We start from the raw sequence: 17,435 nt of genomic DNA on the forward strand, positions 1-17,435 counted from the left end.
ATCCGGACACCGCGGTGGCCCGCGTGGCTGCTCGGCCTCGGGCGGGGCCCACGGCCGCCGAGGCCGACGGGACCGGCGCTCCCGGTGTCGCGGACGGGCCCCTCCGCACAACAGGAACCGGTGTGGCGCGGGCACCCCTGGCCGCGGTCCCCGTAATCTGATGGGGTTTCAGTGGGGCCAGAGCGAAGGTGCACCAGATGGACCGCGAGCACGCCTCCACCGCGCCGCCCGACGAGCGGCGCCGACTGCCGCGCACCGACGCGCTGTTGGCGGACCCCCGGCTCGTCTCGGCGGCGGAGCGGCTGGGACGGGGTCTGGTGAAGGACGTGGTCGCGCGGGTGCAGGAGCGGGCGCGGGCGGGCGAGGTGCCCGTCGCCGACGTCGCCGAGCACGCCGTGGCCGCACTGCCGGCCACCGCAGCCGGGCTCCGGCCGGTCCTCAACGCCACCGGGGTGCTGCTGCACACCAACCTCGGCCGGGCCCCGCTGTCGGCCGCGGCCCGCGAGGCCGTCATGGCCGCGGCCGGGACCACGGACGTGGAACTGGACCTGACCACCGGCGGGCGCTCCCGGCGGGGGCGGTCCGCGCTGGAGGCGCTGCTCCGGTACGTGCCGGAGGCGGAGGCCGCCCATGTGGTCAACAACGGCGCGGCAGCGCTCGCGCTGGCCGCCACCGCGCTCGCCCAGGGCCGGGAGATCGTCGTCAGCCGCGGCGAACTCGTGGAGATCGGCGACGGCTTCCGCCTGCCCGACCTGCTGGTCTCCACCGGCGCCCGGCTGCGGGAGGTCGGCACCACCAACCGCACCACGCCGGCGGACTACGCGGCGGCCGTCGGACCGGACACCGGCTTCGTGCTCAAGGTGCACCCGTCCAACTTCCGCGTCACAGGCTTCACGCGCGAGGCCGGGGTCGCCGAACTGGCCCGGCTCGGCGTGCCCGTGGTCGCCGACATCGGCTCCGGCCTCCTCGCGCCGGAGCCGGCGCTGCCCGAGGAGCCCGACGCCGCGACCTGGCTGCGCGCGGGGGCGTCCCTCGTCACCGCGAGCGGCGACAAGCTGCTCGGCGGCCCGCAGTGCGGGCTGCTGCTCGGCCGCGCCGGCCTGGTCGAGCGGATGGCCCGTCACCCGCTGGCCCGCGCGCTGCGGGTGGACAAGCTGACCCTCGCCGCGCTGGAGGCGACGGTCCGCGGACCCGCCACCCCGACCCGTACGGCGCTGCACGCCGACCCCGCGCGGCTGCGGGAGCGCGCCGAACGGCTGGCGGAGCAGCTGCGTGCGCAGGGCGTCGACAGCAGGGCGGTCGGCACGCGGGCGGTGGTCGGCGGCGGAGGGGCGCCTGGGGTCACCCTGCCCAGCGCCGCCGTGTCCCTGCCCGCCGCCTACGCGGCCCGGCTGCGGCAGGCCGACCCCGCCGTGCTGGCCCGGGTCGAGGACGGCAGGTGCCTGCTGGACCTGCGGGCGCTGCCGGAGGACGCCGACGGGGCGCTGGCGGCTGTCGTGCGCCGCGCCGGCCCCGGGCCGGACGGGGAGTCGTGAGGATGCGCGTCGTCGCCACAGCGGGCCATGTCGACCACGGCAAGTCCGCGCTGCTGCGGGCCCTGACCGGGATGGAGCCCGACCGCTGGGCGGAGGAGCGGCGCCGCGGCATGACCCTGGACCTGGGGTTCGTGTGGACGCGGCTGCCGGACGCCGGGGACATCGCCTTCGTGGACGTGCCCGGGCACGAGCGCCTGGTGGGCAACATGCTGGCCGGGGTCGGGCCGGTGCCGGCCGTCGTCTTCGTCGTGGCCGCCGACCAGGGGTGGCAGCCGCAGTCGGAGGAGCACCTGGCCGTGCTGGACGCCCTGGGGGTGCGGCACGGTGTCCTCGCCGTCTCCCGCTGCGACCTCGCGGACCCCGGCCCGGCACGGGAGCAGGCCCTGGCCCGGATCGCGGAGTCCTCGCTCGGCGACGTGGACTGCGTGGCCGTGAGCAGCGTGACCGGCCAGGGCCTCGACGCGTTGCGGGCGGCGCTCGCCCGGCTGGCCCAGGCACTGCCCGCCCCCGACCGTACCGCCGACGTCCGGCTGTGGGTCGACCGGGCGTTCACGGTACGGGGGCGGGGCACCGTGGTCACGGGCACGCTCGGGGCGGGCACCGTGCGGGTCGGCGACCACCTCCACCTGGCGCGGAGCGGAAAGCCCGTACGGGTGCGCGGACTTGAGTCCCTCAAGGAGCCGCGGGAGGAGGTCGGGGCGGTCGCGCGGGTCGCGGTCAACATCACCGGTCCCGGGTCCGCCGACGTGCGCCGGGGCGACGCGCTGCTGACCCCGGACCGCTGGCTGACGACCGATCAGGCGGACGTGTCGCTGTGCGGCGACTCCGCCCGTGAACTGCCCCGTGAGCTGACCCTGCACGCGGGGTCCGCGGCGGTCCCGGTGACGGTCCGTCCGCTGGGCGACGACACGGCACGCCTGCGGTTGGCCGCGCCCCTGCCGCTGCGCGTCGCCGACGTCGCGCTGCTGCGCGATCCGGGGCGGCATCGCGTGGCCGCGGGGATCACCGTCCTCGACGTTCGGCCGCCCCGCCTGACCCGCCGGGGAGCGGCGGCTGCGCGGGCGGCCGACCTGCGGAGCGCGTCCGGGCCCGCCGACGGGGCGGCGGAACTGCGCCGCCGGGGGCTGGTGCGCCGCCAGGAACTCCTGGCCATGGGCGTGCTCCCGCCGTCCGGCCCCGTGGCCGGGGACTGGCTCGCGGACCCGGCCCACTGGGCGGACCTGCGCGCGCGGCTGCGCCGGGCCGTCGACGACCACGCGGAGCGCCATCCCCTGGAACCGGGCATGCCGCTGGAGGCGGCCCGTCAGGTGCTCGGGCTGCCGGACCGCTCCCTGGTCGAGGCGCTGCTGACGTCCGAGCCCGGGCTGCGCCACAGTGACGGGCGACTGTACGGCGGCCGGGGCCGCCCCGCGCTCCCGCCCCCCGTGGCCGCGGCCGTGGACGCGGTCCGCGCCGATCTGGCCCGTACGCCGTTCCGCGCCCCGGAGGCCGACCGGCTGGCGGACCTCGGGCTGACGCCGAAACTGCTGGCCGCCGCCGAGGCGGCGGGCGCGCTGCTGCGGATCGGCGAGGGCATCGTGCTGCTGCCGGGCGCGGACGCGCGGGCGGCGGACGTCCTGGCGCGGCTGGAGCAGCCGTTCACCGCGAGCGAGGCGCGCCGCGCCCTCGACACCACGCGGCGGGTCGCGATCCCGCTGCTGGAACACCTGGACCGGCACGGCCGCACGGTGCGGCTCGAAGGGGCGCTTCGGCGCTGCCGCGGGGCGGGCCCGACGCCGGACGAGGACGGGGCGGACGCGGGATGAGCCCTCCGGGTGCGACGTGCCGGCGGAGACGGACGGGAATCGAACCCGCCTGCCCGAGTTGCTCGGACACCTCGGTTTTGAAGACCGGGAGGGCCACCAGGCACCTGTACGTCTCCCTGCGGCGCCGTTCCGGCCACGCGCCCATCGAACCCGCGGCCCCCGGGCCTGTCAACGCGCCACACGGCGCACCCTCCCACGAAAGGAACGACGCACCATGACGGAAACCGACGTCCGCCGGACCGGCGTGCGGCTGACCCAGTACGCCCACGGCGGCGGCTGCGCCTGCAAGATCCCGCCCGGCGAGCTGGAGGAGATCGTGGCCGGGCTGGCCTCCCGGGCGGGGACGGACAGCGGCACCGCGGCCGGCCTGCTCGTGGGGCTCGACAGCGGCGACGACGCCGCAGTCGTCCGGCTGCCGAACGGTCCCGGCGCGCCCGCGGTGGTCGCCACCGCGGACTTCTTCACGCCCGTCGTCGACGACCCCTACGACTGGGGCCGCATCGCCGCCGCCAACGCGCTGTCCGACGTCTACGCGATGGGCGGCACGCCCCTCGTGGCCGTCAACCTCCTGTGCTGGCCGCGCGAGGTGCTGCCCTTCGACCTCGCCGCGGAAGTGCTCCGCGGCGGTGCGGACGTCGCCGCGCAGGCGGGCTGCCTCGTGGCCGGCGGCCACAGCGTCGACGACCCGGAACCCAAGTACGGCATGGCGGTGACCGGCACCGCCGACCCGTCCCGTCTGCTGCGCAACGACGCCGGGCGGCCCGGTATGCCGCTGTCGCTCACCAAGCCGCTGGGGCTGGGCGTGCTCAACAACCGCCACAAGGCGACCGGGGAGGTCTTCCCGCAGGCGGTGGAGACGATGGCGGCGCTCAACCGGGACGCGGCTCAGGCCGCGCTGGCGGCGGGCGCGGTCTGCGCGACCGACGTCACCGGCTTCGGCCTCCTCGGGCACCTGTACAAACTCGCCCGGGCCTCCGGTGTGACGGCGGTGCTCGACCCCTCCGCCGTCCCCTTCCTCGACGGCGCGTGGGAAGCGGCCCGTGCCGGCCACATCAGCGGCGGCACGCGCCGCAACCTCGACTGGGTCGCCGCCCACACCGACTTCGGCATCACCGACGAACTCACCTGCCTCCTCCTCGCCGACGCACAGACCTCCGGCGGACTCCTGGTCGCCGGCGAAGTACCGGGCGCCCCGGTCGTCGGCGAACTGACACCGGCCGGCCCGAACCGCCTGATCGTCCGCTGACCCCGGGTCAGGGGGTCAGCGGTCGAGCACCCGGTAGCTGAGGGCGGGGAAGGCGAAGCCCGCCGTGTGGAGGCTGCCGAGGACGAAGACGGTGTCGCCGCTGCTGCCGGGGATGCCGGGACGGCAGCCGGGGTTGTAGTAGACGGCGATGTCGGTGCCGGACAGGTTCTGCGCGGAGAGCGCGGGACGCGGCAGTGCCTGGCAGGCGGTGCTGCCGAGGTCCGCGGTCATCGCGGATCCGCTCCTGCCGGCACCGGTGTAGAAGACGGCGTCCGGGGAGGTCGCCGCGCCGGCGGGCTGCACGGAACCGGCGAAGGCCAGCAGTGCCGTACCGAAGAGGCCCGCGGCGAGACCGGCGAGCGGGCGTGTCCTGGAACTGGTCATGCGATCCGCCTTGTGTCCGTGGGGGGTGGGCTCTCACAACGACGTGTGACACTGCTGTCGCACCGTCACAACATCGCCGATTATTGCCCGTTCAACCATGCGGACGACAGATCAGATCAAGCCGTCCGGACGGGGACGCCGCGGCGTCAGCGGATCCGGACGCCCGCGCGGAAGACCGCGTGCACGTCGCGGAGGGCGTCGAGATCGAGCAGTGGATCGCCGGCGACCGCCAGGAAGTCGGCGTCGGCTCCGGCCTGGATCCGGCCCTTCCTGCCCTCGACCCCGCACGCCGCGGCGGCCTCACTGGTGATGGCCTTCAGCGACTCCAGGGGCGTCATGCCGAGTTCCACGAGTTCGCAGGCGCTGTACGGCAGCACGTCATGCGGTTTGTGCGGCGCCACGCCGCCGCCGGAGGTGACGACCACGCGCGCCCCCAGCCGCACCAGGGAACCCGACGCCGCCCGGATGCCGTCGGCGCGCAGCGCGAGACCGTCGAAACCGGTCCTGACGGGCTCGCCCCGCCGGCCCAGGGGCAGGCCGACGAAGGTGCCGCTGCCCGCGATGCGGGCCATCAGTTCCAGGTCGCGGGTGACGCCCCACTCCTCCCAGAAGCTCACGTACCCCAGGATGTCCACGCCCGCGGCCAGCGCGTCCCGTATGGAGGTCGTCGCGTGAGCGTGCGCCGCGACGGGCAGGCCGAGGCGGTGCGCCTCCTCGACGACGGTGCGCAGTTCGGTCACCGAGAACTGCGGGAGATGGGCCGGCGAGCCGTACGTCATGGCCCCGCCGCTGGCGAGGATCCCCACCACGGCGCAGCCGCGGGCGTGCCGCTCCCGCACGGCCTCGATCAGGGCGGCCTCGCCGGAGACGGCTCCGCCGAGGAAGTGGCACTGACCGCCGGGCGTGGTGATCGGCGGCCCGGACGCCAGGATCTCGGGGCCGAGGTGCGGTTCCCGCAGGGTCTCGTCCGCGAGCGTCAGGGACAGGAAGTTCCGGTCGCCCAGGTCCCGGGCGGTCGTGATGCCGGCGAGCAGCGCCTCGTGGGCCGCCGCGCGCATACGCGTCAGCACCTGGTCGTCGTCCTCGGCCACGAGCGAGGCGACCGGGTGCGTACTCGCGTCGAACGACAGGTGGAGGCCGGACTCCACGAGCCCCGGCAGGAGGCAGATGCCGGCGCCCAGGTCGATCACATGGGTGTCCCGCGGTACCGAGCCGGTGCGGTCCACGGCGACGATCCGGCCGCGCCGGACGTGCACCGTCACGGGGCCGGACACGGAGAAGCCGTCGAACATCGCCTCGGCCCGCACGGCGTGGGAGTCCGGCAGGACCTGGTGACGCGGCACCCGGCCGCTTCCCTTCGGCCGGGACCTGCCTCTTACGTCTCCTCGCACCACCATGTCGCGCTCCCTACCGCAGGGCACATCCGTGCCCCGCCCCCGTTGACACTGCCGCCGCCCGCGGGGACCTGTGGCGCCCGCGGACATGAGGCCCGCGCCGCCGACCTGGACGCCCGGGGCCATGCTCCGGGCGTTCCGGCTCCGGCCGCGCGCCCTCGGTCGTCCCCGGCCGGCCGGTTCTCCACCGTCGGCCAGTGAGACGAGGTCCAACCCTATACACGCTTCAGTGACACTCAAAGTGCGGAACGCAAGGCACACACCTTCACTCGTTCTGCACACCGTGTGCGGCCGGCGGAGGCGTTCCCAGGAATGGCGGGGCCGGGACGGCAGCCTTCACAGCGCCATGGCGGCAGGTGAAAGCCGCTGTTCAGCGCCCGAGAAGTGCGTGTACACCGAGAGTTCCCCGCGGACGTGACAGGGCGGCCGCGGCGCCCGGTCCGCCGGGACCACGTTGTACGATCACATGACGACAACAGCACTCCGGCAGTGTGTTCACCTACGACAGGGGGAGGACCGCAGGGGCGACCACGTTCACCGCACCGGGACGCGCGGGACGGTCAGGTGGCGGCGCGGTACAGGCCGCGGCCGGCGCGTTGCGCGCGGGACGCGCCGACCAGCCGGTCGAGGGTGCTGCGCACGGCGTTGATGCTGCCCGCGTTGGCGTCCCGGCCGAGGGCGGCGGCGACGTCGCGCGCGCGGACCTCGGCGCCGTCGGTGGTGGCCAGGTACTCCAGGATCTGCTCGGTGAGCCTGCCGTAGCCCGGCTGCGCGGTCGCGTGGGCGTCGTCGTCGCCCTCCGTGCCCGGTTCGCCGGGTTCCGCCTCGGGCGCGACCTTGACCGCCTCGGCGGCGGACTTCGGCGTGAGGTCGGTGTAGCGGCCGACGAGGGACGACGGGGCGGCGGACCTGGGGCGCCCGATCGTGGCGGTGTCGGGGACGGCCGACGGCATGAGCTTGCGGAGGGCGTCCAGTGCCTTGTGCACGGAGCAGAGGTGTGCCGCGACGGCCGCCAACTCGCGTTCGAGTCCCTGCTTCTGGGCCTCGAGCCGCTCCGCCTCGTCCCTGAGGGCCGCTGCCGTGGCCTCAATGTCCCGGGGGGTGTGCGTCATTGAGTCCAGGTGTCCTCTCGTCCTCAACCGGTCGGCAGCTTCCAATATGGCACGTTCCGGCGTTCCTGATATCCATCGTGGCGGGTAAAGCCGCAACGGATGAACACCCGCACACCGGATGACAGATTAGTACGCCGAAGTGTGAGGTGATCACAACAGATCGTCCCGGATCCCTTACTCGAGAAATCGTTACCATCGGCTCGATGTGACGCATCTCGCAAGCGTGCCCGCGGTGCGACGGGACACCGACATCGCAGGTGGGCCGCCCGCGCGAAGGGCGGGTCGGCACCGCGCCCCGGCCCTCCCCGCCATCCCGGCGCACCGCATTGCGCCGGTGTCCCCGGACCCGGCCGATCCGCTTCCTCTCTTTTTGTTGGGCGATGTCGTTCACATACGCGTTCAAGGGGATCGTTGTCGCCCACAAATGAACGCGCGCGACGGAATGCACAAGGCGGTCGCGGAGGCCCGGACGCGCTCCCGGAAGACACGGCTCCCGGAAGACACAGCGGGCCCCGGCCCGTCAGGGCAGTACACGGGCGCAACTGATGTACCGTCACCTCGCAGCGGGCGGCGGACACCTGCGCTTGTCACCGAGGTTTCTCCCACGAGCCCTTGGCGGTTGACGTGCGCGTCTCCGCGCGGGGCTGGGATGGCGTTCGATCGCGGTGCCCGGAGTTCCGGCACCGTGGAGGACCGTACGTCAGGAGAGGCATGTCCGTCACAGCCGAGAAGACACGCCGCGGAACGAGCCGGGTACGGCACGGTGCCTGGAGAGGGGCCGGCCTGGGCGCCGCCCTCGCCCTGGTGGCCCTGGTCCCGCCCGCGACAGCCGGGGCGTCGTCCAACGCGTCCCAGGTGTCCGCCCCGTTCACTGCGTCTTCCCCGCACGGGATCGCCTGGACCACGCAGAACGTGGCCCCCGGCATCCAGGTCCGCACCGGCGTCCTCGACGACGCCGACGCCGCCGGGGTGTGGACGGTCACCGTGCAGGCGCCCGCCGTCAACCGCCTCACCGGCGCGGCCACGTGGGCCCCGCTCGGGGACCGCACCTGGGCCGACGCCACCGCGGCGCGCCTGCGCGACGCCGGTTTCGAGCCCCGCCTGGAGCGCGTGGCGTGGGACGACTACTCCGACACCCCGCACGGCACGATGGGCTGGCAGGTCAGGGTCGGCGGGTTCGCCACCCAGGCCGCGGCGGGCACCACCAACTCCGGGATGACGGGAGCCGGTTTCCGCACCTCCGTCGAGTGGACCGGCTACGACGGTCGGCAGGCCGCCGACGGGGAGCGCATCCACGTCGCCGTCCTCGACCCGTTCCGCCTGCGCGGGACGATCGAGGTCAGCGACGGCGGCAACGCGGCGGACCGGGAGAAGACCTCCACGGTGGCCGGCCGGCTCGGTTCGCTGATCGGCGTCAACGGCGGCTTCTTCATCACCTCGGACGCCGACGGCGTCCAGGGCACGATGGCGGGTCTGTCCGCCGTGCACGGCGAGCTGGAGTCCATGGCCGTCGGTTCGCGCACCGCGCTGATCCTCGGCGACGGGGGCCGGCGGCCGCGCATCGCCGATCTGTCGACCACCGTGACGGTGCGGTCCGGCAACGCCTCGTACGCGGTGCAGGGCATCAACCGCGTCCCGGGCAAGCTCCGCAACTGCGGCCGCCCGGGCGCCGTTCCCACCGAGCAGCCCCGGCACGACACCACCTGCACGCTGGCGGACGACCTGGTGAAGTTCACCCCGGCCTTCCGGGCCGCGCTTCCCACGGGCGCGGGCACCCAGGTGGTCCTGGACAAGCGGGGCGTCGTCGTCTCCGCCGGTGCGCGCGGCGGTTCGGTACCGGAGGACGGCTCGGTCCTCCAGGGCACCGGCGCGGCGGCGGACTGGCTGAACGGCCACGCGGCGACCGGCCGGCGGCTGTCGCTGAGCGAGGTCGTCCGCGACTCCTCCGGGCGGCAGGTCCGCCTCGGCCCCGACGACAGCATCGTCAGCGCGGCGCCGACCCTCGTGCAGAACGGGCGGATCCACATCGACGCCGCGACCGAGGGCACGCTCGACCCGCGCGACCTGTCCTTCGGCTTCGCCTGGTCCAACGTCCGCCAGCCCCGCACCCTCGCGGGGATCGACCGGCACGGACGTCTGCTCCTGGTCACCGTCGACGGGCGCCAGCCCGGCGTCAGTGAGGGCTTCACGCTCGGCGAGGCCGCCCGCTTCATGCGGTCGCTCGGCGCGGTCCAGGCCCTCAACCTCGACGGCGGCGGCTCCTCGGCGATGACGGTCAAGGGCGCCCTCGTCAACGTCCCCTCGGACGCGACCGGTGAGCGCGCGGTCGGCGACACGATCCAGGTGCTCCCGGAGACGGGCAGGCACTGACCCCGAAGGGTCCCCCGGGGCGGCGTCCGTACGGGTGCCGCCCCGCTGTGCTGTCAGCGCGGCGGCACCGGGAAGAGCATGCAGCTGCTGGTCGCGTGGGCGAGCAACCGGTCCTGGGCGTCGAACAGTTCGGCCTGGGCGAGGGCGGTGCGGCGGCCCTGGTTGAGGACGCTGCCGACGGCGCGCACCTTGCCGGTGTCCACATTCATCGGGCGCAGGAACTTCAGGCTCAGGTCGAGCGAGGTGTACCCCGTGCCGGCGGGGAGGACGGACTGCACGGCGCAGCCCGCGGCCGAGTCGAGGAGCGTGGCGTAGACGCCGCCGTGGACACTGCCGATGGGGTTGTAGTGCTCCTCCCCCGGTTCCATGGTGAAGACGGCATGGCCGAACTCGACCTGTTCCAGGGTGATTCCGAGCGTCGCGGCGATGGGCGGGGCGGGCAGGCGTCCGGCCACGATGTCCTGGAGGAACTCCAGTCCGCTGCGCTGCCCGACGGCGGCCGCGGAGACGCTCGGGTCCTTCCACTCGAACGTGCGTGACCGGGTCATGGCCGCCCTCTCTCCAGCTGACTTCGGCATCCGAAGTTAGAGGGTCGCACATCTGGCTGTCAATGCCGAAGCCAGCTTACGATGACGGGCATGACCTGGCTGGAGACCAGCACCGAGAACTGCACCGTGCAACGCACCCTCGACCTGATCGGCGAGAAATGGTCGCTGCTGGTGCTGCGCGAGGCGATGAACGGCGTGCACCGCTTCGACGACTTCCGCCGGCACATGGGCCTGTCCGAGGCGGTGCTCGCGGACCGGCTGCGCAAGCTCGTCGCCGCCGGGATCCTCGACACGGTCCCGTACCGCGAGCCGGGCAGCCGCACCCGGCACGAGTACCGGCTGACCCGCAAGGGCTGGGACCTGTGGCCCGCGATGATCGCCCTCAAGCAGTGGGGCGACCGCTACACCGCGGATCCCGAGGGACCGCCCCTGGAGGTGGTGCACCGCGAGTGCGGCGCACCGGTGGAGGCGGTCGTCGTCTGCACGGACGGCGACGGGCCGCTGACACCCCGTCAGGCGGCCACGCGGCCCGGGGCGTCGGCCCGCGCGGCCACCTGACACGGCTGCCCGTGCCCGGACCTGACAGGTCCGGGCACGGGCCGGGTGCTGCTCAGCGATCACCGGAAGCCGTAGCCACCGAATCCGCCGAAGCCGCCGTAACCCCCGTAGCCTCCGAAGCCGTAGCCTCCGAAGCCGCCGTAACCTCCGTAGCCGCCGAAGCCACGGTAACCGCCGTAGCCTCCCCAGCCGCGGCCCCAGCCGCCACCCCAGCCGCCGCCCCAGCCGCCGCCACCGAAGTGGGCGGACGACACAGTGGCGGGAGCGACCTGCGGAGTGGCGGCGCTGGCAGCGCCGGCGCCGGCGAGTGCGAGAAGCGGTGCCGCCAGGGCGGCCGCGGCGACTCGACGAGTGGTGATGTTCGCGCGCATGGGACTTCCCTTCGGGACGGGAACGTCGGATCGCGGTCCGCGTGGGGCGACCGCTGCCGCACCGGCCCTTACGTGGTGGACCGGTACGACCTGGGCGCTTCGTCCGAGGACGTGGTCCCGCCGTTACAGACGTGACCAATGTGGCCAAAGCCACTAAAAACGCCCAGATATGACCGTGCCACGAGGGGGTCCAGGAGTCAAAAGATAGACAGGAGGGGGCAAAGCGCCGCCTGGGAACTGGACTTTCGCCGTATTCGCCACGCTCAGTAGCGAGTTGATCACTCACCGTGCGTGAGCGGTGCCCGTAAGGGCGTACAGCGCGCCGCACCGCTGCGTCGCCCGCCAAGTCCGGTCGTTCCACGGTGCGTTGAGCCTCGCTGCCGGCCTACCGCCGACCCGCCGACGACCGGCGGGCACCCCGTTTCCCGTACCGGAGCCCCGGAGTCGTGACGGAAAGTGTTCGTGCGACAACTTCATGTCGCGCGGAAATCGGCTTCGGTCCGTGAGGCCTCCGGCCCGGGCCCCGGGCCCGGTCATCCCTCACAGAGATGACTGACATCATCATTCATCTCCACCGCATGGGAAGCGACGAGCCCTCCCCGACGCTGCACCAGGCGGAAGGGCGGGAACCGGCGAACGGCCCCGCCCGCAGGAGAGCCCCACCCGGACCGCCCGACGCGGTTCCCGTACGAGGAGAGACAGCACCCGTGCTCGCAACAACCGCACAGCGGAGCCCGCGCACCACCGCGTCCGGCAAGGACGTACACGGTGTGCCGGGCTGGCTGGTCGCACTGCTCGCCGTCGCCACCGGTATGACCGTCGCCAACCTCTACTACGCCCAGCCGCTGCTGTCCTCGCTGAGCCGGGTCTTCCACCTCGGTACGACCGCCGCCGGAGGGCTGATCACCCTCACGCAGGTCGGCTATGTGATCGGCATGCTGTTCCTGGTGCCGCTGGGCGACCGGCTGGAGAAGCGCCGGCTCATCACCGTGCTGCTGGCCGTCACCACGGTGGCCCTGGCCGTCGCCGGATTCGCGACGAGCTTCCCCGTGCTGCTGCTCGCGTCCCTGGTGAGCGGCGCCACGTCGGTGGTCGCCCAGATCCTCGTGCCCTTCGCCGCGAGCCTGGCCCCCGACCACGCGCGGGGCCGGATCGTCGGCCGCGTCATGAGCGGGCTGCTCACCGGCATCCTGCTGTCGCGCACCATCAGCAGCCTGGTCTCCGACATCGCCGGCTGGCGCTACGTCTACCTGGGCTCCGCCGTCCTGATGGCCCTGCTCGCGGTGGCGCTGCGCGTGGCCCTGCCGGAGCACGCCCCGACGACCTCCATGCCGTACCTCCAGGTGCTGCGGTCGACGGCACGCCTGGTGCGCACGCACCCCGCACTACGGCGCCGGGGGCTCTACCAGGCGGCGATGTTCGGCGGGTTCAGCGCCTTCTGGACCACCGTGTCCTTCGTCCTGACCGGGCCCCGGTTCCACTACTCGCCCATCGGCGTGGCCCTCTTCGCGCTCGTCGGGGCCGCCGGTGCCGCCGTGGCCCCGCTGGCCGGGCACTGGGCGGACCGCAGGCTGGTGCGGCCCATGACGGGGGCCGCGTTCGCCGTGGCGGCGGTGGGCTTCGCCGTGGCGGGCTTCGGCGGGCACCACATCGTGCTGCTCGCGCTGGCCGCGATCCTGATCGACATGGCCGTGCAGACCACGATGATCCTCGGCCAGCACACCGTGTACCAGCTCGACGCCGGCGCACGGGCCCGCCTCAACAGCGCCTTCATCGCCATCTTCTTCACCGGCGGCGCCCTCGGGTCCCAGCTGGGCTCGCTCGCCTACCACGCCGCGGGCTGGACGGCGGTGAGCGCGTTCGGCGCCCTCCTGCCGCTGCTCGCGCTGGCCTACTGGGCCACCGAGCTGCGGCGGCCGCGGCCGGGCGCCACGGGCTGAGGCACCCGGAGCGGGCGACCGCGGCGGGGACGGCCGGTGTCATCCCGGCCCGGCGGTCCCCGCCGCGGGGATGTGCTCGATGTGCCGCAGCAGGGCCTCGACGGCCGGGGTCGGCTCGCCCTGCGGCCGGACCACCATCACCTTCCAGGCCGGGACGTGGTGGGTGAACCGCCGCACCGCCAGGCCGGGGAACCGGGCGGCGATGGACGCGGGCATGATGCTCACGCCCAGGTCGTGGCGGACCAGCTCGGAGGCGGCGACGATGTCGTTGACCTCGTAGGCGGTGGCGCGTTCCACTCCGGCGGCGCGGAACGAGCGGTCGACGGCGTACCGGACCGCCCACCCCGGCGAGAAGTCGACGAAGGGCAGCCGGGCCACCTCCGCGTGCGACACCACGTCGGTCTCGGCGAAGGCACGCGCGGGCGAGGCCACGAGCAGCATGTCCTCGCGCGAGAGCAGGCGGGTCACCAGGCCCCGCTGCTGCTCGCGGGCGAGCGCGACGACGGCCAGGTCCACGGTCCCCTCGCGCAGTGCCTGCCGGATGTCGGCCACGGCCGCCTGCCGCAGGTGGACGCTGACACCGGGATGGTCCCGGCGCAGGTTGGCGAGGGCATGGTGCAGTCCGGCCCACACCCCCTGCATCGTGCCGACGGTGACGCGCCCGCGCAGTTCGCCCCGTACCGCGTCGACGGCGGCCCGCGCGTCGGCCGCGGCCCGCAGCGCCGTCCGGGCCGCGGGCAGGAAGGCCTCACCGGCCGGGGTGAGGGAGACGCGGTGCGTCGTACGGTCGAAGAGCGGGCTGCCGAGCTCCTTCTCCAGGGCGCGCACCGTCCCGGACACGGCGGACTGCACCACGTGCAGGCGCCGCGCCGCCGCGGTGAACCCGCCCTCCTCGGCGACGGCGACGACCACTTCCATCTGCCGCAGGTCCATCGGCGCCCACCACCGTCCTCGCGTGTCCCGGGCCCTGGCGGCCATCTCCGCGGGAGATGGCCCGTACCCGTGATCATCGCATCCGCCGGTCCGGGCGGCGGGGCGGGCGCCGAGGTTCACGCGGAGGGTTCGCGGGCGCGGACTCCGTGGCACTGGACGACGACGGCGGCGATGTCGTCGCCGAGCCGTCCCCCGCCGTAGCGGAGCAGGTCCTGGTGGAGCCGGTCCAGCAGTTCGCGGGGCGACCTGCGGCCCTGGCCCCTTATCCAGTCCGCGAGCGGGAAGAAGGCACCGGTGCGGTCCCGGGTCTCGGTGACCCCGTCGGTGTAGAGCAGCAGCTGGTCACCCGGGTCGAAGGCGAAGGTGTCGACCCAGTAGCGGCCGCCGATGAGCCGCGCGAGGTTGAGCGGCGGGGACGGTGTCGTGGGCTCCAGCACGCGGATCTCGCCGCGGTGGATCAGCAGCGGCGGGGGGTGCCCGCAGTTCAGGATCCTGACGTGGCCGCTGCCGTGCGGGATCTCGGCGAGGACGGCGGTGGCGAATCGTTCCGGCAGATCGGGCCCCGGGAAGGTGGCGCTGTGCCGGGCGATGCTGGTCTCCAGGCGCGGCGGGATGTCCATCAGATCGGGCTCGTCGTGGGCGCTGTCGCGGAAGCAGGCGGTGATGGCGGCCGCCGCGCCCACCGCCGACAGGCCCTTGCCGCGTACGTCGCCGATCAGCAGCCGCACACCGTGCGGGGTGTCGGCCGCCTCGTAGAAGTCGCCGCCGATCCTGGCCTGCTCCTGCGAGGCCAGGTACAGCGACTCGATCTCGACGGACTGCATGCGGTGCGGCAGTGGTCGCAGCAGCACCTGCTGTGCCGCGTCGGCGACGAGCCGTACCTGGAAGAGGGCTTCCTCGCGCTGGAGCCGGACGTGGCTGGCGTAGGCGGCCGCCAGCGTGACCGCGACGATCGCGGCGCCCGTGTACGGGGTCCCGAGGTCGGGGTAGACCATGCCGACGCCGATCATGACCAGGAGGCAGCACACGCCCAGCAGGATCGTGGGGATGACAGGCCACATCGCGGCCGCGAGGGCGGGCGCGGTGGGCAGCAGCCGGCTGAAGGCGATCTCGCGCGGTGTGGCGAACGCCAGGACGGCGATCAGGACGGTCAGCAGCACCGGCGGCAGCAGGGCCGCCCGCCACCGGCCGACGCGGCGGGGGCTGCTGCCCCGTAACTGTCTGCGCATGACCACGAAACGCATCATATCGGCATAAAGAGTTCAACAGCAGCCTCGCGGCCCAGGGGTGAGGGTGGCCCAGAGTGAGTGCGGCCGCGCAGGCGGCCGGAGCAGCCGCCCCCGCGGACTCGGGTCACGAGCAGCCGAGGGAAGTATCACCGAGAGCTGACAGTCCCTCACATCCCAGCCGCAGAGGGCCCATTGGTGTGCCTGTCACCGTCCGGTGCGCGACGGGCCCTCCCCCGGGCCGCCGCGCAGGCGTGCGCAAGGGCCTGCCCGTGCGGGCGGCGGGAAGGCGGCCGCATAGGCTTCGCAGGTGTCCGACGAAACATCGCTCTCCCTCTTCGCCCTGCCGCCCGGGGCCCGCCGTACGACGCTGCCGACCCGGCGGGGTGAATTCGCGGCCCTGGAGGCCGCTCCCGAGGCCCCGGTCCGGGGCACCGTCCTGCTGCTGCCCGGCTACACCGGCAGCAAGGACGAGTTCATCCCCCTGCTGCGGGCCGTGACGGGCGCCGGCTACCGCGCGGTCGCCGTCGACGGCCGCGGCCAGGACGCGACGGCGGGCCCGGACGAGGAGTCCGCGTACGCGCAGGAGGCCCTGGTGGCCGACGTCCTGGCCCAGGCGGAGGCGCTGGCCGTGCCCGTGCACCTGCTCGGCCACTCGATGGGCGGACAGGTCGCCCGCGCCGCCGTCCTCACCGACCGCCGCCCGTTCCTGTCCCTCACGCTGATGTCGTCCGGCCCCGCGGAGGTCGGCGACGAGCGCGCTTTCCTGCTGAAGCTGCTGCTGGACGCCCTGGCGACCATGACCATGCAGCAGATCTGGGACGTGATGCAGCAGCTCAAGCCGTCCGCCACGACGCCGGCCGACACCGAGCTCCTGCGGCAGCGCTGGCTGCGCAACAGTCCGGTGCAACTCCGCGTCGCCGGGGCCCGGTTGCTGGAGGAGCCCGACCGGACCGACGAGCTGGCCGCCGTCGCGGCGCTGCCGGTGCACGTGCTGTACGGCGACCGGGACGACGCCTGGGCGCCGGACCTCCTCGCGGACATGGCCCGCCGGCTCGGCGCCCGCCGGACCGTCGTGGCGGACGCCGAGCACTCGCCGAACCTCCAGCAGCCGGCCGCCACGGCGGCCGCCCTCACGGCGTTCTGGGACGCACTGCCCGCCGCGGGCGGCGACGGCCCGCCAGACGGCAGCAGCCGTAGATCGTGAACGAGATCGTCGTGACGTAGGGGCTGATGGGGATGGTGCTGCCGAGCGCGAGGAGGATGCCGCCCTCGATCGAGAGGACGGCGAATCCCGCGCTCAGCACCGCCAGCAGAACCGGTGAGGCGGTCACCCGCGCCGCGGCCGCGGCGGGGGTGACAACGAGGGTCAGGACCAGCAGCGCCCCGATGATCTGCACCGACAGCGCGACCGCCGCCCCCAGGGCGAGCATGAAGGCGAGCGACAGCCCGCGCAGCGGCACGCCGCGGGCGGCCGCGACCTCCGGGTCCGCGCTGGCGAACGTCAGCGGCCGCCACATCACCGCCAGGGCGGCGAGGACGAGCACGGACGTGCCGATCAGCCAGGTCGTCTGCGGGGTGTCGACGGCCACGATCTGCCCGGTGAGCAGGCCGAACTTGTTGGCGGCGCGGCCTTTGTAGAGCGCGAGGAAGAGCACGCCCAGGCCGAGCCCGAACGGCATGATGATGCCGATCGCCGAATTGCGCTCCCGGGCCCGCGCGCCGAGCACGCCGATCGCGCCGGCCGCCGCCAGGGAGCCCACGATGGAGCCCGCCACCACGTTCACGCCGAGCAGCAGGGCGCCCGAGGCCCCGGCGAAGGACAGTTCGCTGATCCCGTGGACGGCGAACGGCAGGTCGCGCATGATCACGAAGACTCCCACCAGCCCGCCGACCAGTCCGATCACCGCACCGGCGATCAGGGAGTTGCGGACCAGGGGCAGGAGTTCGCCGTAGTGGTCGAAGACGAAGACCTGCTGCCACAGGCCGTCGGCGAGCGTCACGCCTGTCATG

The 17,435-nt window shown here is 74.0% G+C and carries 15 protein-coding genes and 1 tRNA gene; 7 read left to right on the plus strand and 9 right to left on the minus strand.

What is annotated here, in order from left to right; all coding sequences use genetic code 11:
* Window positions 1-197 precede the first annotated feature (197 nt).
* Both selA and selB read left to right on the plus strand, forming a co-directional pair.
* The gene (gene selA / locus ACIP64_RS10195; RefSeq protein ID WP_401583610.1) at window positions 198-1,535 is read left to right on the plus strand and encodes an L-seryl-tRNA(Sec) selenium transferase; all 1,338 of its coding nucleotides are present in this window, start codon (window positions 198-200) and stop codon (window positions 1,533-1,535) included.
* A gap of 2 nt (window positions 1,536-1,537) precedes the next feature.
* Window positions 1,538-3,340: a selenocysteine-specific translation elongation factor gene (gene selB, locus ACIP64_RS10200; protein WP_401583611.1), complete on the plus strand. Its 1,803-nt coding sequence runs from the start codon at window positions 1,538-1,540 to the stop codon at window positions 3,338-3,340.
* A 23-nt stretch (window positions 3,341-3,363) separates the two neighbouring features.
* On the opposite strand, the gene ACIP64_RS10205 is transcribed toward selB, so the two are convergent.
* A tRNA-Sec gene (locus tag ACIP64_RS10205) sits at window positions 3,364-3,456 on the minus strand.
* A gap of 98 nt (window positions 3,457-3,554) precedes the next feature.
* On the opposite strand from ACIP64_RS10205, the gene selD reads away from it, so the two are divergent.
* A complete protein-coding gene (gene selD, locus ACIP64_RS10210; RefSeq protein ID WP_401583613.1) occupies window positions 3,555-4,586 on the plus strand; it encodes a selenide, water dikinase SelD in 1,032 nt (343 codons plus the stop codon).
* A 15-nt stretch (window positions 4,587-4,601) separates the two neighbouring features.
* Here the strand turns inward: selD and ACIP64_RS10215 are convergent, their stop codons facing one another.
* From ACIP64_RS10215 to ACIP64_RS10225, 3 genes are all read right to left on the minus strand, one after another.
* Window positions 4,602-4,970 (minus strand): hypothetical protein, encoded by a 369-nt coding sequence (locus tag ACIP64_RS10215; protein ID WP_401583615.1) that lies wholly within the window; start codon window positions 4,968-4,970, stop codon window positions 4,602-4,604.
* Between the two features lie 146 nt (window positions 4,971-5,116).
* Window positions 5,117-6,313 (minus strand): amidohydrolase family protein, encoded by a 1,197-nt coding sequence (locus ACIP64_RS10220; protein WP_401583616.1) that lies wholly within the window; start codon window positions 6,311-6,313, stop codon window positions 5,117-5,119.
* Between the two features lie 611 nt (window positions 6,314-6,924).
* A complete protein-coding gene (locus tag ACIP64_RS10225) occupies window positions 6,925-7,485 on the minus strand; it encodes a hypothetical protein (RefSeq protein WP_401583828.1) in 561 nt (186 codons plus the stop codon).
* A 702-nt stretch (window positions 7,486-8,187) separates the two neighbouring features.
* On the opposite strand from ACIP64_RS10225, the gene ACIP64_RS10230 reads away from it, so the two are divergent.
* Window positions 8,188-9,846 carry a phosphodiester glycosidase family protein gene (locus ACIP64_RS10230; RefSeq protein WP_401583617.1) on the plus strand — a complete coding sequence of 553 codons (1,659 nt, stop codon included), beginning with the start codon at window positions 8,188-8,190 and terminating at the stop codon, window positions 9,844-9,846.
* A gap of 53 nt (window positions 9,847-9,899) precedes the next feature.
* On the opposite strand, the gene ACIP64_RS10235 is transcribed toward ACIP64_RS10230, so the two are convergent.
* Window positions 9,900-10,394, minus strand: coding sequence for a PaaI family thioesterase (locus ACIP64_RS10235; protein WP_401583619.1), 495 nt, complete (start codon window positions 10,392-10,394; stop codon window positions 9,900-9,902).
* Between the two features lie 90 nt (window positions 10,395-10,484).
* Here ACIP64_RS10235 and ACIP64_RS10240 point away from each other — a divergent pair, with 90 nt between their 5' ends.
* On the plus strand, window positions 10,485-10,952 hold the full coding sequence (locus tag ACIP64_RS10240) for a helix-turn-helix domain-containing protein (protein WP_360905251.1): 468 nt from the start codon (window positions 10,485-10,487) through the stop codon (window positions 10,950-10,952).
* Window positions 10,953-11,011: 59 nt separating this feature from the next.
* Here the strand turns inward: ACIP64_RS10240 and ACIP64_RS10245 are convergent, their stop codons facing one another.
* Window positions 11,012-11,323 (minus strand): hypothetical protein, encoded by a 312-nt coding sequence (locus ACIP64_RS10245; RefSeq protein ID WP_360905249.1) that lies wholly within the window; start codon window positions 11,321-11,323, stop codon window positions 11,012-11,014.
* 707 nt (window positions 11,324-12,030) lie between these two features.
* Here ACIP64_RS10245 and ACIP64_RS10250 point away from each other — a divergent pair.
* Entirely contained in the window at window positions 12,031-13,263 is a 1,233-nt protein-coding gene (locus ACIP64_RS10250) for an MFS transporter (protein WP_401583621.1), read from the plus strand.
* 39 nt (window positions 13,264-13,302) lie between these two features.
* Here the strand turns inward: ACIP64_RS10250 and ACIP64_RS10255 are convergent, their stop codons facing one another.
* Both ACIP64_RS10255 and ACIP64_RS10260 read right to left on the minus strand, forming a co-directional pair.
* Complete coding sequence (locus ACIP64_RS10255; RefSeq protein ID WP_401583623.1) at window positions 13,303-14,196, minus strand: LysR family transcriptional regulator; 894 nt, start codon at window positions 14,194-14,196, stop codon at window positions 13,303-13,305.
* Between the two features lie 116 nt (window positions 14,197-14,312).
* Window positions 14,313-15,425 (minus strand): PP2C family protein-serine/threonine phosphatase, encoded by a 1,113-nt coding sequence (locus ACIP64_RS10260; RefSeq protein ID WP_401583625.1) that lies wholly within the window; start codon window positions 15,423-15,425, stop codon window positions 14,313-14,315.
* 307 nt (window positions 15,426-15,732) lie between these two features.
* Between ACIP64_RS10260 and ACIP64_RS10265 the strand changes: the two genes are divergently transcribed.
* Window positions 15,733-16,629: an alpha/beta fold hydrolase gene (locus tag ACIP64_RS10265; RefSeq protein ID WP_401583627.1), complete on the plus strand. Its 897-nt coding sequence runs from the start codon at window positions 15,733-15,735 to the stop codon at window positions 16,627-16,629.
* On the opposite strand, the gene ACIP64_RS10270 is transcribed toward ACIP64_RS10265, so the two are convergent.
* Window positions 16,556-17,425 carry a metal ABC transporter permease gene (locus ACIP64_RS10270; protein WP_401583831.1) on the minus strand — a complete coding sequence of 290 codons (870 nt, stop codon included), beginning with the start codon at window positions 17,423-17,425 and terminating at the stop codon, window positions 16,556-16,558. The genes ACIP64_RS10265 and ACIP64_RS10270 overlap by 74 nt on opposite strands.
* Window positions 17,426-17,435 lie beyond the last annotated feature (10 nt).

Source organism: Streptomyces sp. NPDC088733 (assembly GCF_044751185.1).
Lineage (GTDB): Bacteria > Actinomycetota > Actinomycetes > Streptomycetales > Streptomycetaceae > Actinacidiphila.

What these genes read in the sequence shown, in the direction of transcription:
- ACIP64_RS10245 (WP_360905249.1), bottom strand. Translation starts at nt 11,323, where the DNA reads ATGCGCGCGAACATCACCACTCGTCGAGTCGCCGCGGCCGCCCTGGCG.
- selB (WP_401583611.1), top strand. Translation starts at nt 1,538, where the DNA reads ATGCGCGTCGTCGCCACAGCGGGCCATGTCGACCACGGCAAGTCCGCG.
- ACIP64_RS10260 (WP_401583625.1), bottom strand. Translation starts at nt 15,425, where the DNA reads ATGCGCAGACAGTTACGGGGCAGCAGCCCCCGCCGCGTCGGCCGGTGG.
- ACIP64_RS10230 (WP_401583617.1), top strand. Translation starts at nt 8,188, where the DNA reads ATGTCCGTCACAGCCGAGAAGACACGCCGCGGAACGAGCCGGGTACGG.
- selA (WP_401583610.1), top strand. Translation starts at nt 198, where the DNA reads ATGGACCGCGAGCACGCCTCCACCGCGCCGCCCGACGAGCGGCGCCGA.
- selD (WP_401583613.1), top strand. Translation starts at nt 3,555, where the DNA reads ATGACGGAAACCGACGTCCGCCGGACCGGCGTGCGGCTGACCCAGTAC.
- ACIP64_RS10215 (WP_401583615.1), bottom strand. Translation starts at nt 4,970, where the DNA reads ATGACCAGTTCCAGGACACGCCCGCTCGCCGGTCTCGCCGCGGGCCTC.
- ACIP64_RS10235 (WP_401583619.1), bottom strand. Translation starts at nt 10,394, where the DNA reads ATGACCCGGTCACGCACGTTCGAGTGGAAGGACCCGAGCGTCTCCGCG.
- ACIP64_RS10255 (WP_401583623.1), bottom strand. Translation starts at nt 14,196, where the DNA reads ATGGACCTGCGGCAGATGGAAGTGGTCGTCGCCGTCGCCGAGGAGGGC.
- ACIP64_RS10240 (WP_360905251.1), top strand. Translation starts at nt 10,485, where the DNA reads ATGACCTGGCTGGAGACCAGCACCGAGAACTGCACCGTGCAACGCACC.